General features: G+C 73.8%; 15 protein-coding genes. 13 read left to right on the forward strand and 2 right to left on the reverse strand.

The genetic code is table 11. The annotated features are described in order from the left end of the window. Positions 1-22: 22 nt before the first annotated feature. The 3 genes from ABZT47_RS09295 to ABZT47_RS09305 all read left to right on the forward strand — a co-directional run bounded on the left by ABZT47_RS09295 (position 23) and on the right by ABZT47_RS09305 (position 2015). Complete coding sequence (locus tag ABZT47_RS09295) at positions 23-970, forward strand: EamA family transporter (protein WP_354837973.1); 948 nt, start codon at positions 23-25, stop codon at positions 968-970. Beyond that, positions 967-1584: a GntR family transcriptional regulator gene (locus ABZT47_RS09300; RefSeq protein ID WP_354837975.1), complete on the forward strand. Its 618-nt coding sequence runs from the start codon at positions 967-969 to the stop codon at positions 1582-1584. Before ABZT47_RS09295 ends, ABZT47_RS09300 begins: the two co-directional genes overlap by 4 nt. An 80-nt stretch (positions 1585-1664) precedes the next feature. Beyond that, complete coding sequence (locus ABZT47_RS09305) at positions 1665-2015, forward strand: hypothetical protein (protein ID WP_354837977.1); 351 nt, start codon at positions 1665-1667, stop codon at positions 2013-2015. 74 nt (positions 2016-2089) lie between these two features. Here the strand turns inward: ABZT47_RS09305 and ABZT47_RS09310 are convergent, their stop codons facing one another. Then, positions 2090-2866, reverse strand: a complete 777-nt coding sequence (locus tag ABZT47_RS09310) for a crotonase/enoyl-CoA hydratase family protein (RefSeq protein WP_354837979.1) — start codon at positions 2864-2866, stop codon at positions 2090-2092. A gap of 255 nt (positions 2867-3121) precedes the next feature. On the opposite strand from ABZT47_RS09310, the gene ABZT47_RS09315 reads away from it, so the two are divergent. The 8 genes from ABZT47_RS09315 (at position 3122) to ABZT47_RS09350 (ending at position 12070) form a co-directional block, all read left to right on the forward strand. After that, a complete protein-coding gene (locus tag ABZT47_RS09315) occupies positions 3122-4588 on the forward strand; it encodes a sugar transferase (RefSeq protein WP_354837981.1) in 1467 nt (488 codons plus the stop codon). After that, complete coding sequence (locus ABZT47_RS09320; protein ID WP_354837983.1) at positions 4588-5655, forward strand: glucose-1-phosphate thymidylyltransferase; 1068 nt, start codon at positions 4588-4590, stop codon at positions 5653-5655. Before ABZT47_RS09315 ends, ABZT47_RS09320 begins: the two co-directional genes overlap by 1 nt. Further along, positions 5652-6620: a dTDP-glucose 4,6-dehydratase gene (gene rfbB, locus ABZT47_RS09325; protein WP_354837985.1), complete on the forward strand. Its 969-nt coding sequence runs from the start codon at positions 5652-5654 to the stop codon at positions 6618-6620. Before ABZT47_RS09320 ends, rfbB begins: the two co-directional genes overlap by 4 nt. Next, positions 6593-7489, forward strand: a complete 897-nt coding sequence (rfbD, locus tag ABZT47_RS09330; protein WP_354837987.1) for a dTDP-4-dehydrorhamnose reductase — start codon at positions 6593-6595, stop codon at positions 7487-7489. Before rfbB ends, rfbD begins: the two co-directional genes overlap by 28 nt. Before the next feature lie 227 nt (positions 7490-7716). Continuing rightward, a complete protein-coding gene (locus tag ABZT47_RS09335) occupies positions 7717-9093 on the forward strand; it encodes an MFS transporter (RefSeq protein ID WP_354837988.1) in 1377 nt (458 codons plus the stop codon). Continuing rightward, positions 9090-10034: a glycosyltransferase family 2 protein gene (locus tag ABZT47_RS09340; protein ID WP_354837989.1), complete on the forward strand. Its 945-nt coding sequence runs from the start codon at positions 9090-9092 to the stop codon at positions 10032-10034. The genes ABZT47_RS09335 and ABZT47_RS09340 overlap by 4 nt, the downstream gene beginning before the upstream one ends. A gap of 99 nt (positions 10035-10133) precedes the next feature. Continuing rightward, positions 10134-11315, forward strand: coding sequence for a hypothetical protein (locus ABZT47_RS09345; protein ID WP_354837991.1), 1182 nt, complete (start codon positions 10134-10136; stop codon positions 11313-11315). Beyond that, entirely contained in the window at positions 11312-12070 is a 759-nt protein-coding gene (locus ABZT47_RS09350; RefSeq protein ID WP_354837993.1) for a WecB/TagA/CpsF family glycosyltransferase, read from the forward strand. Before ABZT47_RS09345 ends, ABZT47_RS09350 begins: the two co-directional genes overlap by 4 nt. A gap of 403 nt (positions 12071-12473) precedes the next feature. Here ABZT47_RS09350 and ABZT47_RS09355 read toward each other — a convergent pair whose 3' ends face one another. After that, a complete protein-coding gene (locus ABZT47_RS09355; RefSeq protein WP_354837995.1) occupies positions 12474-13538 on the reverse strand; it encodes a glycosyltransferase in 1065 nt (354 codons plus the stop codon). A gap of 35 nt (positions 13539-13573) precedes the next feature. Here ABZT47_RS09355 and ABZT47_RS09360 point away from each other — a divergent pair, with 35 nt between their 5' ends. Beyond that, a complete protein-coding gene (locus ABZT47_RS09360) occupies positions 13574-14425 on the forward strand; it encodes an acyltransferase (protein ID WP_354837997.1) in 852 nt (283 codons plus the stop codon). Further along, entirely contained in the window at positions 14422-15438 is a 1017-nt protein-coding gene (locus ABZT47_RS09365) for a hypothetical protein (RefSeq protein WP_354837999.1), read from the forward strand. Before ABZT47_RS09360 ends, ABZT47_RS09365 begins: the two co-directional genes overlap by 4 nt. The last annotated feature ends 20 nt before the right edge of the window (positions 15439-15458 follow it).

Here is a 15458-nt window from a genome sequence, read left to right on the forward strand (position 1 = left end):
TGGTTGTCAGACAATATTTCCCATGCACCACCACCCCTCCTCGAACCTCGCCGGAACGGCCGCCGTGGTGGCCGCCGCCGTCCTGTGGGGCACCGCCGGGACGGCGGGCGCCCTCGCGGCCGGCGGCACGGCCGACCCCGTGACGCTGGCCGCCGCCCGCCTGGTCATCGGCGGCGCGGTCCTCGCGACGGCGGCCGGGCCGGCCGCCTGGCGCCTGCTGACCGGCGGGCGGCGCCGCGTGCTGCCGCTGATCGCCGCCGCGCTCGCCGTGGCGGCCTACCAGCTCTGCTACTTCGCCGCCGTCGGGCGCACCGGGGTCGCCGTCGGGACCGTGGTGGCGATCGGCAGCGGTCCGGCCTTCACCGGGGTGCTGTCCTGGCTGCAGGACGGCGCGCGCCCCGGCCGGCGCTGGACGGCCGCGACCGCCGCCGCCGTCGCCGGGTGCGCCGCCCTGGTCCTTGGAGGGCGGGCGGTCGGCGTCGATCCGGCCGGCGTCCTGCTCGCCCTCCTGGGCGGCCTGCTCTACGGCTTCTACGCCGTGACCGCCGCCCGGTCCATCACCGCGGGCGCGGCCTCCGGCGCGGTCATGGGCGTGATGTTCGGCGGCGCGGCGGTGGTCATGCTGCCGATGCTGCTCTGGGGCGGCACGCCCCTGCCGGCCGATCCGCGCGGGCTGCTCACCGCCCTGTACCTCGGCTGCGCCACCACCGCACTGTCCTATTACCTCTACGGGCGCGGGCTGCGCACCACGCCGGTGGCCAGAGCGGCCACCCTGGCCCTCACCGAACCCGCCGTGGCGGCCCTGCTCGGCGTGGCCGTCCTGCACGAACGGCTCACCGCCGTCTCCTGGGCGGGGCTGGCCCTGCTCGGCGCCGGCCTGGTCGTGGTGGCACTTCCCGCGCGGACCGGCGCCCCGGAGGCGGGGCCGCGGGCAGGCCCCCGCGGCGAGCGGGCACAATCGTCGACGTGAAGCTGCGCCCGGTCTCCACAGTCGACGCCCTCGCCGCCGCCCTGCGCCGGCGCGTGCTCTCCGGTGAGATCCCCCCAGGCACCGCGCTGCCCGAGCAGGAGCTCGGGACGCTCTACGGCGTGGCGCGTCCCACCGTCCGCGAGGCCCTGGCACTGCTCGTCCACGAGGGCCTGCTGCGGCGCGAGCGCAACCGCAGCGCCTACGTCCCGGAGGTGACCAGCACCGACCTAGACGACCTGATGTACGTCCGCCGGCCGCTGGAGGACCTCATGGCGGTCAGGCTGGCCGGCCGGCGGGTGCCCCGCGCGGACTCCGCGCTCACCCGGATGGCCGCCCTGGAGCGGGACGCCCCGTGGGCCGACGTCGTGGCCGAGCACATGACGCTGCACGAGGAACTGATCGTCGCCGTGGGCAGCCCCCGGCTGCAGCGCCTCTACGGGGTCCTGGCCGCCGAGACCAGGCTCGGCCTGGTGCGGCTGCGCACCGTCTACCCCGACCGGGCGACGCTGGTCGCCGAGCACCGGCACCTGCTGGACGCCATCGCGCGGGGCCCGGCGGAGGCCGCCCGGGCGGCCGTGGCCGCCCATCTGGACCACACTTGGGGCGATGAATGACGGTCCGCGCGGGTGGTGAAATGGCGCTGATGAGCGGCTTCCCTTGCATGGAGTGCTCGTAAGTCGTCACAATCGCGCCCATGCACGGCAACTCTGTGCCGGATACCTATGTCTACGTCACCGAAGAGGGCGTCACACGTCACTACGCCGATGGCAGCGTGGAAGCCCTCGCGTGGGAGGACGTCGTCGAGGTCCGGGTCGGCGGGGTCACGGAATCCGACATCCTGATCGTCCTGCTCGACCGCGACGGGCAAGGATGCGTGGTGCCGCGCTCGGCGACCGACGCCACCTTCCTGGCGCGGCTGCGCTATCTGCCGGACTTCGACCTCGAGCGGCTGAGCGAGGCGTTCACGGCCGCCACGCCGACCTACGTGGTCGTGTGGCGCAGCCCCGACCCGCCCGCCCCCCTGCCCGACCTCGAATACGACTGACCCGGTACCAAGGGGTGCCGGGTCGTCCGCGTGAGCCCCGGCGGACGGCCGCGCGGTGGTGCGGGCCGTCCGGTTCACGGGCCGGCGTCCGGTGGCCGGCTTCCGTGCCGGCCCGCGCCCGACCTGAAGCGGCCGACGTTCTCGGCGACCGCTCCGCGCAGCGAGAGCAGACCGTGGCGGTACTCGTTGCGCAGGGCCTCCTCCTCGTCCAGCCCCTCCTGCTCCAGGGCAGAGAGCCGGTCCTGTCGCATGCACTCCTGGGGCTGCCCGGCGAGCTGGAGCGCCAGCTCCTCGGCGTGCGCCCGCGCCGTCCCGGGCGGGACCACCCGGTCGGCCAGGCCGATGCGCAGGGCCTCCGCGGCGTCCACCGGGCGTCCGGTGAGGATCATGTCCATCGCCCGGCCCGCCCCGATCAGCCGCGGCAGCCGCACGGTGCCGCCGTCGACCAGGGGAACGCCCCAGCGGCGGCAGTACACCCCGAAGGTCGCGTCCTCGGCGGCCACCCGCAGGTCGCACCAGATCGCCAGCTCCAGCCCGCCGGCCACCGCGTACCCCTCGACGGCCGCGACCACCGGCTTGGACAGGCGCATGCGCGTCGGGCCCATCGGGCCGTCCCCGTCCGGCTCGACGCGGTTGCCGCGCTCGGTGCCGATCGCGTGCAGGTCGGCGCCGGAGCAGAAGGTGCCCCCCTCGCCCCACAGCACCGCGACGGCCGCGTCGGAGGCCTCGAAGGCGCGGAAGGCGTCGGCGAGCGCGGCGGCGGCCGGCCCGTCCACCGCGTTGCGGACCTGCGGGCGTGACAGGACGACGGTCGTGACCGGGCCGGACCGCTCCAGGCGAATACCAGACATGTGCCGAATCTAGCGAGGCCGGGGCCGCCTACACGGTTTTGGACCGTTCCGTCAAGCGACCTCGGTCCGGAGTTTGAGGCCGATTGTGGCCATTGCACGGCTATTTCGCGCCGATGTAACGATCTTTAGTATGTGAACGGGTACCCGCGCTCGCGATGTTTGAGCCACGTGTCAACCAAAGGGACGCAATGGCCGTCTGGTATCTGCACGGTCCGGCAGCAGCCACGGTCTGGCGTGAGCAGGGTAGGGGTGGGCATGAGGGTGGGGCTGGAGGAGCGTGACGCCGCGCTCCTTGAAGTAGGCCCGCTGACGGCGTCCAGCATCTGGACGCGCTCCTATATGCGGGCTCTACTGGCGGGCGATCTGGCGTGTGCCTTGATCGCCTGTGAGGCGGTCATGGGATTCAGGCTCTGGGTGGGCGCCTTCATCCCGTGGTCGGAGTTGTTGTTCGGTTTCGGCCTCGCGCTGGTGGCCTGGCCCGGCGCCATGGTGCTGGCCGGGGTGTACCGCGAGAAGAGTCACGGCGAGGGCAGCGAGGAGTTCCGCGCGGTCTTCGAGGGCGGGGTGGGGCTTACGGCGGCCGTGGCGATCGCCGCGTACGCCACCCAGACGATGATCGCCCGAAGCTATGTCATGGCGATGCTGCCGCTGGCGACGGCGCTCACGCTGGTGTTCCGCTACCGCATGCGCAAGCGGCTGCACCGCCGGCGCGCCGAGGGCGAGTACCTCCGGCGCGTCGTCGCCGTCGGGCACAGGACGGCCGTGCTCGACCTGGTCATGCAGTTCCGGCGCCAGCCGTACCACGGCATGCGCGTCGTCGCGGCGTGCCTGCCGCCGGGGCAGTACCCCGGCAACGGGCTCGACGTCGACGGCGTCCCGGTCTACGGCGACTTCGCCGACGTCGCCATCGTGGCCGACAAGGTGTCCGCGGACGCGGTCGCCGTGCTGGCCTGCCCCGAGCTGGACGGCGCCGCGCTGCGCCGGCTGGCCTGGAGCATCGAGAGCAAGGGCACCGAGCTGTTCGTCGCCCCCGCCCTCATGGACGTCGCCGGTCCGCGCACGAGCATCCGGCCGGTCGCCGGCATGCCCCTGCTGCACGTCGAGCACCCCGAGTTCGACGGGACGCGCCAGATCGTCAAGAGCCTGTTCGACCGGCTGCTGGCGACGGCGGCGCTGACCGTCCTGGCGCTGCCCATGCTGGTGATCGCGCTTCTCGTGCGCACCACCAGCCCGGGGCCCGCCCTGTTCAGGCAGACCCGGGTGGGTCGTGCCGGGCGGGAGTTCCAGGTCTTCAAGTTCCGCACCATGGTGCGGAACGCCGAGAAGCTCAAGCTGGAGCTCCTGGATGACAACGAGTTTGACGGCGTGTTGTTCAAGATGCGGAACGATCCAAGGATCACCCGCGTCGGCGGCTTCCTGCGCCGGTACTCGCTGGACGAGCTGCCGCAACTGCTGAACGTCCTGCGCGGCGAGATGTCGCTCGTCGGCCCGCGCCCGCCGCTTCCCGACGAGGTCGCCCAGTACGGCACCGACGTGCGCCGGCGCCTGGTCGTCAAGCCGGGCATGACGGGCCTGTGGCAGGTCAGCGGCCGGTCCGACCTGTCCTGGGAGGAGTCGGTCCGCCTCGACCTGCGCTACGTCGAGAACTGGTCGCTCATCCTGGACCTGCAGATCCTGTGGAAGACCTGGTCGGCCGTCACCCGCGGCGGAGGGGCGTACTAGTGAAGGCGCTCGTGCTCGCCGGCGGGTCAGGCACCCGCCTCCGGCCGATCACCCACACCTCGGCCAAGCAGCTCGTGCCGGTGGCCAACAAGCCCGTGCTGTTCTACGGGCTGGAGGCCATCGCCGCGGCGGGCATCCGCGAGGTCGGCATGGTGGTCGGCGACACCCACAAGGAGATCGAGGCCGCCGTCGGCGACGGGTCGGCCTTCGGCCTGGAGGTCACCTACCTGCGCCAGCAGGCCCCCCTCGGCCTCGCCCACGCGGTGCTCATCGCCCGCGAGTACCTGGGCGAGGAGGACTTCGTCATGTACCTCGGCGACAACTTCATCGTCGGCGGCATCGAGCCCCTGGTGCGGCGGTTCGCCGGAGAGCGGCCCGACGCCCAGATCATGCTGACCCGCGTGCCCGACCCCCGGCAGTTCGGCGTCGCCCAGCTCGACGCCGGCGGCCGGGTGGTCGGCCTGGAGGAGAAGCCCGACGACCCCAAGAGCGACCTGGCCCTGGTCGGCGTCTATCTGTTCAGTCCCGCGGTGCACGAGGCCGTCGCGGCGCTCAAGCCGTCCTGGCGCGGCGAGCTGGAGATCACCGAGGCGATCCAGTGGCTCATCGACGCCGGCCGTCCGGTCGCCTCCACCGTGATCTCCGGCTACTGGAAGGACACCGGCAACGTCGCCGACATGCTGGAGGTCAACCGGCTCGTGCTGGAGGAGCTGGACCGGCGGCTGGACGGCGAGGTCGACGACGACAGCGAGCTCATCGGGCGGGTCGTGGTCGAGGCGGGAGCGCGGGTCACCCGTTCCCGCGTCGTCGGACCGGTGATCATCGGGGCCGGCGCGGTCGTGCGCGACTCCTACGTCGGGCCGTTCACCTCCGTGGCGGAGAACTGCCGGCTCGTGGACAGCGAAATCGAGTACTCGATCGTGCTGAGGCGCGCGTCCATTCAGGGGGTGCGCCGCATCGAGGCGTCCCTGATCGGGCACGACGTCGAGGTCACGCCCGCTCCCAACACGCCCAGAGCCCATCGGCTGGTGCTCGGAGATCACAGCAAGGTGCAGATCAGCTCATGAGGGTTCTGGTAACCGGCGGGGCCGGTTTCATCGGGTCGCACTATGTCCGCACGCTGCTCGGCGGCGGCTACCCCGCGTTCGCGGGAGCGCAGGTCACCGTGCTCGACCTGCTCACCTACGCGGGCAACCTCGCCAACCTCGCCCCCGTCGAGGGAGGCTACGCCTTCGTGCGCGGCGACATCTGCGACGCCGGATTGCTCGCCGAGGTCGTCCCCGGTCACGACGTGGTGGTCAACTTCGCCGCCGAGTCGCACGTCGACCGGTCCATCGAGGGGCCGGGCGCGTTCGTGCGCACCAACGTCCTCGGCACCCAGACGCTGCTCCAGGCGTGCCTCGACGCCGGGGTGCCCAAGGTCGTCCAGGTGTCCACCGACGAGGTGTACGGCTCGATCGACGAGGGCTCCTGGGCGGAGGACGCCCCGCTGGCGCCGCGCTCGCCGTACTCCGCGGCCAAGGCCGGCGGCGACCTGATGGCCCGCGCCTACGCCGTCACCCACGGGCTGCCGGTGTCGATCACGCGCTGCGGCAACAACTACGGGCCCTACCAGTTCCCCGAGAAGGTCGTCCCGCTCTTCGTCACCAACCTGCTCGAAGGCCGCAAGGTCCCGCTTTACGGGGACGGCGGCAACGTGCGCGACTGGGTGCACGTGGACGACCACTGCCGCGGCATCCAGCTCGTCGCCGAGCGGGGGGAGCCGGGCGAGGTCTACCACATCGCGGGCACGGCGGAGCTGAGCAACCTCGAGCTCACCCGGCGCATCCTCGCCGAGCTGGACGCCGATTGGAGCTCGGTCGAGCCCGTCCCCGACCGCAAGGGCCACGACCGCCGCTACTCCCTGGACGACGCCAGGCTGCGCGGCATGGGGTACGCCCCGCGCACCGGCTTCGACGAGGGCATCGCCGCCACCGTCGGCTGGTACGCCGACAACCCGTCCTGGTGGAAGCCACTGAAGGGCGCTCGGTGAAGCGGCTGCTGGTCACCGGCGCCAAGGGCATGCTCGGCGGCGCCGTGGTGGCCGAGGCCGAACGCGCCTCCGAGGCGCCCGACGTGCTGGCCTGCGGGCGCGACCGCCTCGACCTGCGCTACCCCGACGGCGTGCGGCAACTGCTGCGCGAGGAGCGCCCGGACGTCGTGGTCAACTGCGCCGGCTGGACCGCCGTGGACGACGCCGAGACGCACGAGATCGACGCGCTCGTCGTCAACGGCAGCGGCGTGCGCGCCCTCGCCCTCGGCTGCGAAGAGATCGGCGCCCGGCTGCTGCACATCTCCACCGACTACGTCTTCGACGGGACGGCCCGCACGCCCTACCCGGAGGACGCGCCGACCCGGCCGATCAACGCCTACGGGCGGGGCAAGCTGGCCGGCGAGGCCGTCGTCCTCGGCCTGCTGCCGCGGACGGGTTACGTCGTGCGCACCGGATGGCTGTACGGCGCGGGCGGGCGCAACTTCGTCCAGACGATGATCGCCCTGGAGCGGTCGCGGGACACCGTCAACGTGGTCGACGACCAGCGCGGGCAGCCGACGTGGACCGGCGACCTGGCCGCGCGCCTGCTGTCGCTGGCCCGCTCCGACGCGCCGCCCGGCGTCTACCACGGCACCAGCGGCGGCCAGACGACCTGGTTCGAGCTGGCCCGCGAGGTCTTCACCCTGCTCGGAGCCGACCCGTCCCGGGTGCGGCCCGTCTCCAGCGCGGCCTTCCCCTCGCCGACCGCCCGTCCCGCCTACAGCGTGCTGGGCCACGACCGCTGGGCCGTCGCCGGCATGCGGCCCCTGCGCCACTGGCGCGAGGCGCTGCACGACGCCTGGCCCTCGCTGGTCGGAGGCCCGGTCTGATGTACCTGTCGGAGACCCGCCGGTCGGACGCCTCCAAGGCCGCCGGCGGCGCGCCCACCCGTGCGGGTGGCGCTGCCGACGGCGCCTCTACCCGTGCGGACGGCACGGAGGGCGCGGACGGCGCGGACGGCACCGCTGCCCGTGCGGACGGCGCGAGACCTTCCGGTGCGGGCGCCGGTGGGGCCGGGGCCGCTGGGACGGGCGCGAGGGGTCCGCGGGCGGGCGGCATGCTCGCCGGGAACGTGGTCGCGCTGGGCACGGTCAGCCTGTTCACCGACATCTCCTCGGAGATGGTCACCGCCGTCCTGCCGCTCTACCTCATCTACCAGCTCGCGCTCAGCCCGATGCAGTTCGGCCTGCTCGACGGCGTCTACACCGGCGCGACGGCCGTGCTGCGGCTGGCCGGCGGGCACGTCGCCGACCGTTTCCGCCGCCGCAAGCTCGTCGCGGGCGCGGGATACGCGCTGTCGGCGGTGTGCAAGCTCGGCTACCTGCTGGCCGGGCGGTCCGTGCCGCTGATCGGCCTGGTCATCGGGCTGGACCGCGCGGGCAAGGGCCTGCGCACGGCGCCCAGGGACGCGATGATCTCGCTGAGCGTCCCGCCCGAGGCGCAGGGCCGCGCCTTCGGCCTGCACCGCGCCATGGACACCGCCGGCGCGCTCATCGGCCCGCTCGCCGCCTTCGGGGTGGTGGCCGCCGTCGGCGCCGCCTCCGGCTACGACGCGGTCTTCGTGGTCAGCGGCTGCGTCGCCGCGATCGGCGTGCTGGTCCTGGCCCTTTTCGTCCGCGAGCCGGGCGCATTCGTCCGCGAGCCGGGCGCCGCGGGGATGTCCGGCCCCGCGACGCCCGGCTCCGTGGCATCACCGCGGGCGGTCGCCGAGCCGCACGTGGACGTTCCGACCGGCGCGGCACCCGCGACGGGATCGGAGACGGCGCGGCCGGACGCCCCCCAGGCGGGCCAGGCGCTCCCGAAGGGGCAGGCTGTCCCGGCGGAGCAGGCGGCGCGCGGGCGGCGGCGGGGAGTGTCGTTGCGCGGGGCCGCCGTGCTGATGCGCGAGCGGCCGTTCCGTCGGGTGCTGGTGGCCATGACGCCCCTGTCACTCGCGACGATCAGCGACTCCTTCCTCTACCTGCTGCTCCAGCGCAGGCTGGACATCGACGCCGGATGGCTGCCGCTGCTGCCGGTCGGGGTCGCCGCCGCGTACCTGCTGGCGGCGGTGCCGTTCGGGCGGCTCGCCGACCGCGCCGGCCGCTCCACGGTCGTGATCGGCGGCTACGTGGCCCTGCTGGCGTGCTACGTGCTCCTGCTGCTCCCGCCCGGCCCGGCCGTCCTGGTCGCGGCGCTGGTGCTGCGCGGGCTGTCGTACGCGGCGACCGACGGCGTGGTCAGCGCGCTGGCCGGCCCGCTGCTGCCGGAGGAGCGGCGGGCCACCGGCCTGGCCGTCGTCCAGACCGCCCAGGCGCTCGGCGCGATGGCCGCCTCGTGGGCCTTCGGCCTGTTGTGGACCGCCCAGGGACCGCGGGCCGCGGTCGTGGCGATGGCGGCGGGCCTCGGCCTGGCCCTGGCCGTCGCCGTCCCGATGCTCAGGAAGGCGCGCGGATGAACCTGTCTGTGATCATCGTGACCTATCGCAGCGCCGGCTACATCGCCCGCTGCCTCGCGGCCGTGGAGCGCGCGATCAAGGCGCTCGACGCCGAGGTCATCGTCGTGGACAACAACTCTCCCGACGACACCGTGGAGGTCGCCAGGGCCGCCGCTCCGTGGGCGACCATCCTGGACCGCAAGGAGAACGGCGGCTTCGCCGAGGGCTGCGTCGCCGGGGCGCGGGCCGCGCGCGGCGCCCACGTCGTCTTCGTCAACCCCGACGCCGAGGTCCAGCCGGACACCTTCACCGCCCTGCTCGACTGCGCGGCCCGCAACCCCAGGGCCGGCATCGTCGGCGGGCGCTGCGTCACCGAGACCGGCGAGAACGACCCGCGCTCGTGGTGGGGCCGTCCGACGCCCTGGTCGGTGTTCTGCTTCGCCACCGGCCTTTCCACCGTCTTCCCGGGCCGCGCCCTGTTCGACCCGGAGTCGCCGACGATGTGGAGCGGCGAGCGGCACGTGCCGATCGTCACCGGCGCGATGATGCTGGTCGACCGGCGGGTGTGGGACGAGGTGGGCGGGTTCGACACCCGCATCTTCATGTACGGCGAGGACGCCGACCTGTGCCTGCGGGCCAGGGCCGCCGGATACCGGCCCATGGTCACCGACCGGGCCGTGTTCGTGCACCCGGGCGGCATGTCGTCCTCCAGCATCGGCAAGCTGGTGCTGCTGTTCACCGGCAAGGCCACCGTGGTCCGCCGGCACTTCCCGCGCGGGCTGCGCCGGGCGGGGGTGTCCATGCTGCTGTTCGGGGTCTGGCTGCGGGCGGCGCTGAGCCGCGGGGTGGCCCCGCCGGACATGCGGCGGCAGGGACGTCCCACCGCGCAGCGCGGCGACTGGGCCGAGTTGTGGACGGTCCGAAACCGGTGGCGCGGCGGCTGGGATTCCGCTAAATCGTGAAGTGTCATTATCAATGGGAATTTGTCGTGCCCGTTGGGTTTCGCTGGGCCGTTAATCAATTCCCTTCGTGAAATTCGAGTCAGAGATGTGGGGTGAGTGATGACTCGCCATGAGGGCCGCCTCGGCGCGCTCGCCGCGGTCGACGCGCCCGCGGCCGAGCTCGCCGACCGCATGGTCGGCCTGTCGGTCCGCGGGCTTCCTCCGGGCTACGCCGACGGCATGTTCGTCTTCACCAGGCGCGGCAGGCGCGGGGATGACGGACGCTGGACGGCGGTGCCCGAGGGACGCAGCGTGCGCTACAGCGCGATCGTCGCCCTTGGCGCCGCCGCGCTTCCCGAGGACCGGCAGCGGGACGCCCTCGCCGGCGACACCGTCCACGACCTGGTCGGCAACCTGCTCAAGGAGCTGCCCGCCGTCGCCAACCTCGGCGACGCCGCCCTCATCGCGTGGGCGGCGGCCGAGAGCGGCCACCCCGACCTCGACGCGGGCCTGCGCCGGCTCGCCGAGCTGGAAGGCGCCGTGCGCCCCGGCGACCCGGTCTACACCGTGGAGGTCTCCTGGGCGCTGGCCGCCCTGGTCGCCGCCCACCGCGTCGCCGGCTCCGGCGACGGCCTTTCCGGGCGGCTGGACCACGCCCGCGAGCGGCTGCTCACCGGCCTGCGCGGCGACCGGCTCTACCGGCACGTCCTCGGCCCCGCCTCCTGGTACCGCGCCCACGTCGGATGCTTCGCCGACCAGGTGTACCCCCTGCAGGCCCTCGCGCGCCTGCACGCGCACACCGGGGACGGCGACGCGCTCAAGGCCGCCGAGCAGATCGCCGCGGGCATCTGCGCCGCCCAGGGCCCGGAGGGCCAATGGTGGTGGCACTACGACGCCCGCACCGGCGGGGTGGTCGAGGGATACCCCGTCTACAGCGTCCACCAGCTCTCCATGGCCCCGATGGCGCTGCTCGACCTGGCCGACGCCGGAGGCACCTCCTACCTGAAGGAGATCGCGCTCGGGCTGCACTGGATGACGTCCCGGCCCGAGATCGACGACGAGCTGATCATCGAGGAGCTCGACCTGACGTGGCGCAAGGCCGCCCGGGACGACCCCAAGAAGATCGTGCGCGGCGTGCGCGCGGTGGCGACCGCGATCAACCAGGGTTCGCGCATCGGCGTGCTCGACCGCATCTACCCGCCGCTCGCCGTCGACCGCGAGTGCCGCCCCTACGAACTGGGATGGCTGCTGTACGCGTGGCTGTTCTCGCTGCCCCGCGACACGCCGGGGAAGCAGGGGTGAGCGCCGCGCCGCCGCGCCGGGCCCTGCTCGGGCTCTCCCTGGACGCCCTCACCATGGAGCAGACCGTCGCCCGGTGCGTCCAGGCCGTCGAGAACCGCGAGAACCTCACGATCGGGGTCGTCAACGCGGCCAAGGCCGTCAACATGAGCCACGACCCCGCGCTGCGCGACTCGGTGACCTCCTGCGACCTCGTCGTCGCCGACGGCCAGGCCGTCGTGTGGGCCTCCCGGCTGCTCGGCCATCCCCTCCCCGAGCGGGTGGCCGGCATCGACCTGTTCACCGCCCTGATGGAGGAGGGCGCCCGGCGCTCCTACCGGGCCTACTTCCTCGGTGCCCGCCCCGAGGTGCTCGAACGGGTGGTCGCGGAGGTGCGCCGCCGCTACCCCGGCCTCACGGTCGCCGGGGCCCGCGACGGCTACTTCACCGACGAGGAGGCGCCCGAAGTGGCCGCGCGCATCGGCGAGGCCAAGCCCGACCTGCTGTTCCTCGGCATGACCTCCCCGAAGAAGGAGATCTTCCTCGCGCGCTTCGCCGACGACATCCGCGCCGGCGTCAACCACGGCGTGGGCGGGTCCTTCGACGTCCTCGCCGGCAAGGTGCGCCGCGCCCCCGTCCTGTGGCAGCGCCTCGGCGCCGAGTGGCTCTACCGCTTCCTGCAGGAACCCCTCCGCCTCGGCCCCCGCTACCTGTCCACCAACACCCGCTTCGCCTGGATGGTGGCAAAGGAGTACCTCCACGCCCGCAACCACCCATGACCACCCCCGCCCATCCCAAAAGCGCGCACAGCCCCGTCCCCAAACGGTGCCTTCGGCGCTGTTCTTCCAGGCGGCGCTCCCCGCCCGGCCTACTCGACGTCACGCAGGTGTCCCTGGTCGCCCGGCCTGCTCGCCGTCGCGCTGGTGTCCCTTGTCGTCGGCGGGCCGCTCTCCCGCGCACGGGTGTCTTCATCCTCGACGGCCGGACCCGCTGTGGGACGGGTGTCCTTCGCGCTCGGCGGTCGGACGGCCGTCGGGCGGGTGCGCTTCGCCTTCGGCGCGCGGAGTGGTTTCGTTCCCACCGCTTTGCTGTGCTCTTCGGCGCCGGGGCGGTGGGAAGGTGGACGGTGAGGTCGGCGCCGTTGTGCGGCGGGCGGCCTGGGGGACGGCGGTGAGCGCTTCGTCAGGTTCTGCTGCTCTCGTCGCGCAGCCACGTCGTGTAGTCCTTGGCCCGTACGGCGCGGCGGGCCCGGGCGCGCGCGACGAGCGTGACGGCCAGGAACACTGCGAGATGTGGCAGGAGCCACGGCGCGCGGCCGGCGATGGCCAGCAGGTCGCGAAGACCCGTGCGGGCCTCCTGGCCGGACATGGGGCCCTGCTGGATCTCCGCCACCACGGTGACGGCCCGTACCCGGCGCCGCAGCAGGTCGCCGAGCGTGCGCGGCGGGTGGATGACCGCGTGCGCGTGCCGCACCACGCGCCGTTCGGCCGGCTCGAAGGCGAGCGAGGCCGCCAGGTCGTCGCCCATGACGGGCGGCAGGTCCATGAGGCGGCGGTTGCCCTCCTCCGACACCGCGATGACGCCTCGGCCGAACAGCCCCTCGCGGACGGCCGGCAGGCGGCTCCAGACGGCGTAGTAGGCCCGCACGGGCCACGGCCGGTCACTCAGCACCAGCGCCCGCTCAGGAGCCGCCGCGAGCGCCTTTGGAGCGGTCCCACGCGACGGCGCGGCGAAGCTCCGCCCGTGCTCCGAACCATCGCCCGCGCGGTCGCCTCGTGCGTGGTCGGTACCACCGTCTGCGCCGCCGCCCCGCGTAACGTCCGCGCTACCGTGAGCCCCGCCGCCCCGCGCGACGTCCGCGCTGCCGGGCGTCCCGGTCTTGTGAGCGTCGTCCGCGCTGTCGTGCGCCATGCCGTCCCGTGCGTCCGCCGTGCCGTCGAGCAGGGCGTCGCGGAGGGCGCGGAGGTCGGCGGTGCCCATCTCGATGTCGGCGTCCACGTACACGCGGGGATGCGCGGCCGCGGCCTCGTCGCCGAGGCGCAGCGCCTCTCGCTTGGACGGCACCGGCGTCTCGACCACGCGGACCCCGAAACCGCGCGCCACGGACGCGGTGTCGTCGTCGCACCCGTTGGCCACGACCACCACGTCGAACTCGTCCTTGGACGCCTCCGCCAGAAGGCGGGAAAGCAGCCGGCCGATGACCCGCGCCTCGTTGTGGGCGGGGATGATGACGCTCGCGCTTGGCATAGTTCCGAAGTATCCACCCCTAACGGGAGTCTCCGATGACCGAACCGCGAATAGCGGCCACCGCCGATGTCGATCCGAGCGCCACGATCGGCATCGGGACCGTGATCTGGCACCTCGCCCAGGTGCGCGAGCACGCCGCGCTGGGGGAGGGGTGCATCCTGGGCCGCGGCGCGTACGTCGGGCCGGGCGTCCGCATCGGCGACCGGGTCAAGCTGCAGAACTACTCGCTGGTGTACGAGCCGGCGGTGCTGGAGGACGGGGTGTTCGTCGGCCCGGCCGCCGTGCTCACCAACGACGTCTACCCGCGCTCGACCGACATCGACGGCACGCTGAAGCGCGACGGCGACTGGAGCGCGGAGGGCGTGGTCGTGCGCCGGGGCGCCTCGGTCGGCGCGCGCGCGGTGATCCTGGCCGGGCGCACCGTCGGCCGGTACGCGCTGGTGGCCGCCGGCGCCGTGGTGATCAGGGACGTCCCGGACTTCGCGCTCGTGGCCGGCACCCCGGCCCGCCGCGTCGGCTGGGTCGGCCGCGCCGGCGTCACCCTGCGCGAGGAGTCCCCGGGCCGCTGGCGGTGCCCCCGCACCGGCGAGACCTACATCGAGGCCGATGGCCTGCTCGCCGGCCCGGAGTCCCCCGCGCCCCCGTCCCCGGAGCGCGAGAACCGATCTCACACGGCGCCCGGCGACCCGTCCCAGATGGTGCTCGGCAACTCGTCCCAGGCAGCGCCCGGCGACCCGTCCGAGACGGTGCTCGGCAACTCGTCCCAGGTGGCGCCCGGCGACCCGTCCCAGGTGGCGTCCGGGGAGCCGTTCGAGGCGGTGCCCGGCGGCCCGTTCCAGGCGGCGCCCGGCGACCCGTCCCAGGTGGCGCCCGGTGGGACGTCGTGAAGGTGGGGAGCCTGTCGGGGCGGGCGCGGGTCGCGATCCTGGTGGTGGCGGTCCTGCTGGCCGGCGCGGTCGGCACCGTCTACGTGCTGCGGGCCAGGTCGCAGGCGGCCCGTCCCGCGCCGGCCGCGGCGCCGGCCGCCCGTCCCGCGCCCAGTGCCACCGCACTGGACGCGGGCGACCTGCTGGCGGTGCGCGCGGGCCCCGCGGCCGACAGCGGCGAGGTCTTCGCGATCGAGCGGGGCGACGGCGGCGAGCAGCGTCCCACCGGCCTGCACTGCAAGCGCTTCTACGCGGCGGCCGGCACGGCGCTGTGCCTGCGCGTCAGCACCGGCCTGGTGACCCGGTCGGAGGCCATCGTGCTCGACCGCGGACTGCGCGAGCTGCGCAAGGTGCCGCTGTCCGGCATCCCGAGCCGGGCGCGGGTGTCGGCGAGTGGGCGCATGGCGGCCTGGACGTTCTTCGTGGCGGGCGACTCCTACCTGAGCGTCGGCTTCTCCACCCGCGCCGGCATCCTGGACACCCGCACGGGCACGCTCGTCAAGAGCCTGGAGGACTTCACGCTCGTCAAGGACGGCCGCGTGCACAGCGCGGCCGACCTGAACTACTGGGGTGTGACGTTCGCGGCCGACGACAACCGCTTCTACGCGACGGTGTCGAGCGCGGGCAAGACCTACCTGGTGCAGGGCGACTTCGCCGCGCGCCGCATGCGGGTGCTGCGGGAGAACGCCGAGTGCCCCTCGCTCTCCCCGGACGGCACCCGCGTGGCGTACAAGAAGCGCGTCGGCGACGCGACCGACCCGTGGCGGCTGTACACGCTGGACCTGCGCTCGGGCCGGGAGACGGCGCTCGCGGAGACGGCGAACGTGGACGACCAGGCGGCCTGGCTCGACGACCGCACCGTCATGTACGGCCGGCTGCGCGGCGACAGCTCCGACGTCTGGCAGGTCCCGGCCGACGGATCGGGCACGTCCCGGCTCCTGCTCAAGGACGCCTACTCGCCCGCCGCCATGTGACCCGACCCCGGTCAAGCCGC

Origin of the sequence: Sphaerisporangium sp. NPDC005289 (genome assembly GCF_040607455.1) — a bacterium.
Classification (GTDB): domain Bacteria; phylum Actinomycetota; class Actinomycetes; order Streptosporangiales; family Streptosporangiaceae; genus Sphaerisporangium; species Sphaerisporangium rhizosphaerae.